General features: G+C 58.1%; 5 protein-coding genes. All 5 read left to right on the forward strand.

The genetic code is table 11. From position 1 onward, the window contains the following. The coding region (locus VIH17_10190; GenBank protein ID HEY4683602.1) for a hypothetical protein at nucleotides 1-182 on the forward strand (182 nt) is incomplete at its 5' end. Then, on the forward strand, nucleotides 179-730 hold the full coding sequence (gene sufT, locus VIH17_10195; GenBank protein HEY4683603.1) for a putative Fe-S cluster assembly protein SufT: 552 nt from the start codon (nucleotides 179-181) through the stop codon (nucleotides 728-730). The genes VIH17_10190 and sufT, both read left to right, overlap by 4 nt. A 108-nt stretch (nucleotides 731-838) precedes the next feature. After that, complete coding sequence (locus tag VIH17_10200; GenBank protein ID HEY4683604.1) at nucleotides 839-1387, forward strand: rhodanese-like domain-containing protein; 549 nt, start codon at nucleotides 839-841, stop codon at nucleotides 1385-1387. A gap of 16 nt (nucleotides 1388-1403) precedes the next feature. Further along, nucleotides 1404-1706, forward strand: a complete 303-nt coding sequence (locus VIH17_10205) for a ferredoxin family protein (protein ID HEY4683605.1) — start codon at nucleotides 1404-1406, stop codon at nucleotides 1704-1706. Nucleotides 1707-1841: 135 nt separating this feature from the next. Further along, nucleotides 1842-2111 (forward strand): inositol monophosphatase family protein, encoded by a 270-nt coding sequence (locus VIH17_10210; GenBank protein ID HEY4683606.1) that lies wholly within the window; start codon nucleotides 1842-1844, stop codon nucleotides 2109-2111. Nucleotides 2112-3122: the final 1011 nt, after the last annotated feature.

Here is a 3122-nt window from a genome sequence, read left to right on the forward strand (position 1 = left end):
TCCGAGTCAACCGCGAGAGCCTGGCTCATCTGGATGGGCTCCAGCTAGGGGTCCGGCAAGGGCCCAAAGGAGTCGAATTCATGTTCCTGAATCCTCTCGCGAAACATAGCTGTGGGTGCGGGCACACGTTCTCGGAAGAAACGCCGAACGCACAAGAAAAGGGAGCCGAAGCAAACAAATGACCGTGAACGAAGCGATCACTCTCGGCCGGGATTGCGAGGCAATCCAAATCCCAAGCGGTATCAGGCTTACCCTTTCCGCTGGTACACGGGTCCAACTCACGCAGTCGCTGGGCGGCACCTACACGGTGATGACGGAAACCGGGCTTCTGGCCCACATCGCGGGCAAAGACGCCGACGCTATCGGCCAGGACATCGTACCGTCACCAATCGGCAGCGCGGGCGGCATGGCTGAGGAGCCCGTAGAGAAATTGGTCTGGGATCGGTTGAAAACGTGCTTCGATCCTGAGATTCCCGTCAACATCGTAGAGCTCGGCCTCGTGTATTGCTGCGAAGTGACTCCCCTGGCGGAAGGGGGGAATAAAGTTGAGTTACGTTTCACGCTGACGGCTCCGGGTTGCGGAATGGGCGATGTGCTCAGGAGAGACATCGAAAGCAAGCTTCGCAGCGTTCCGGGCGTCATCGAGGCCGACATCCAGGTCGTCTTTGACCCGCCCTGGAACCCGAGCTTGATGTCGGAAGCGGCAAAGCTGCAGCTTGGCCTGCTGTGAGCCTGCTGTGAGGAGTGGAGATCAGTGCAACGCGCAACAGAAAGTAGGGGAGGAACCCGTAGTAGCGATATGCCAACGGTTCCAGCGAAAGCCCACAGAGAAGAAGTCATGACCCCGCCGGATATCGGTCTGAGCTGCACGATGGCAGAGATTCTCCATGCTTATCCAAACGCCAAGATAGCGTTGTTCATTCGGTACCACATCGGAGGGTGTGCCAGTTGCAGCTATCAGCTCAGTGACACGCTGGCGGAGGTCTGCCGGAATTACAGCATCGCGGATCCTTCGGAGGCAGTGCTCGCCTGCATCCGACAAAGCGCAAGCGTGGAGGCGAAGATCCATGTCTCCCCGGAACAAGTCGTCGGCGCAATCGAGCGAGGAGAGGACCTGCGGCTTCTCGATGTGCGATCGGCCGAGGAATGGCAGGCAGGCCGCATTCCGGGAGCGCAGCCTGTCACGGTGGAATTGACCTTCGAGGCGCTCGATTCCTGGCCTAAGCAGACCCCGATTGTCTTCTACTCGAACGAGGGACGAAGAAGTCTCGACAAGGCGGCTTACTTCCAGGCCTATGGCTTCACAAACGCGCGAAGCCTCGACGGTGGAATCCAGGCTTGGCCAGGCAAGATCGAATCAACCCTGGCAGGGCGCTCTCTGGGGTGAAAGGAGCAGTTGATCCATGGCCTATATAATCGCTGAACCGTGCATCGGAACAAAAGACACCGCCTGTGTGGATGTGTGCCCGGTTGATTGCATCCACCCGGCTAAAAATCGTGATTATCACGGCGGGCCGGAGAACCAAGGAACAAAAAACTTCGACGAAGTGCCGCAGCTCTATATAAACCCGCAGGAGTGCATTGACTGCGGCGCTTGCGTTCCAGTCTGCCCGGTGACAGCTATTTTCGTGCTCGAAGATCTGCCAGAAAAGTGGGCCAACTATACCCAAATCAATGCTGACTATTTCAAGCCAGCGGCTGGATAGGTCGCGACCCACCGGGCGAGCCCATATTTCTCCGCACGACAACCGGGACACTGAGGGCCTCGAGGGTCTTCACCAATCCTGCCAGGACAGCACGCCGCAGGAAAGTTGAGCGATCGAGGAGGCTAGCATGCCCGAATATGTCAAAGTGGCTCAGCCGCGCTCGATCTTTGCTACGTTGCTTGCGGACGGTTTGATGGCTTCTGGGAATTGAACCTGAAGGCGTGGGATACCGCTGCCGGCACGCTCATCGTCCGCGAGGCAGGCGGAGTCGTAACCGACTTCAGCGGCCGGCCCTACCAACCCGGTGACTTCGAAATCGCCGCCAGCAACGCCCGCATCCATACGCAGATGCAGGCTGTCTTTGCCGAAGTGGCCGCCCTCGCTGGCTCTTCGCCGGGCCACTAGAACCTGTTGCAAAACCACCTAAACGCTGTTTCCGATCAACGGGTTAGCGGCAACTGTGTAGCCCGCCTCTTTAGAGGCGGGGTTTTTCTGGGTTTTGGGCTCCGAGTCAGAAGATCGTGAAGTGTTACAACCTGAAAGGCCTTCCGCCTTCGTCCGTCCCAGCGCAGAATGCCTTCCCTGAAAAGGTTCTTTCCGGCTTCCCACCTCTTTACGCTCCAAAAATCTTTCTTCCGCCCCCTTAGATACCCGCGTTCCAGCCTGGCATTTGCCTTTTCCCAGCGGTGAAGCCAATACGCCTGCCAATGGCGGTAATTCCCGGTGCTTTTAATGTGGTGGGCAAGATAGCGCAGCCGGTGGCAATGTCGGCATAAAGCCTTGTGGCGGCCCGGGGGAACATAGAGTTTTCCAACCCGCCTCCCACAGCGCGGGCACGCAAACCAAAAGCGCGTCCCGTAGCGATTCTCGCAAGTGACCAGCTCATAGGCCGGACGATCCCGCAAAAGGACTTCGGTCAACTCCCTCTTCGATGGCTTGTACCCAAGCCTCTTGGCATAGCGGCGCTTCAGCTCGCGCACGCTCCGGTTGGCGTCTATTACTTGGCAGATTTCCACAAAAACTTGCATGCTCGCGCCATTACACTCCTGTGCGAATTTGACGGGGGCCTCCCCGCTGGACCGCTTCTGACCTTAACCCATACTTCTAGCCCAGCACTGGCCATGCCCTCCACACAGCCCGTACCAAAACTGCCATAACGAAAAGAAAACAAATGGCATATCGGCCGTCCGTACCCTCAGGGACGCCTGAATCGATGGTTAACCTATTTCCGGCACACGACACTAAGCCCTTCCCACTATTTCGGCCTAGGGGAACCGACGAGATGCCTATCATCCGTAGCGCCGCCTTCCAGGCGGCCACGATTCAAATTTCGGCCTAGGGGAACCGACGCGATGCCTATCATCCGCGCTTCCGCGGTAGCGCCGGCATCTTGCCGGCCGATTTCGGCCTGGGGGA

Source organism: Candidatus Acidiferrales bacterium (assembly GCA_036514995.1).
GTDB lineage: Bacteria > Acidobacteriota > Terriglobia > Acidiferrales > DATBWB01 > DATBWB01.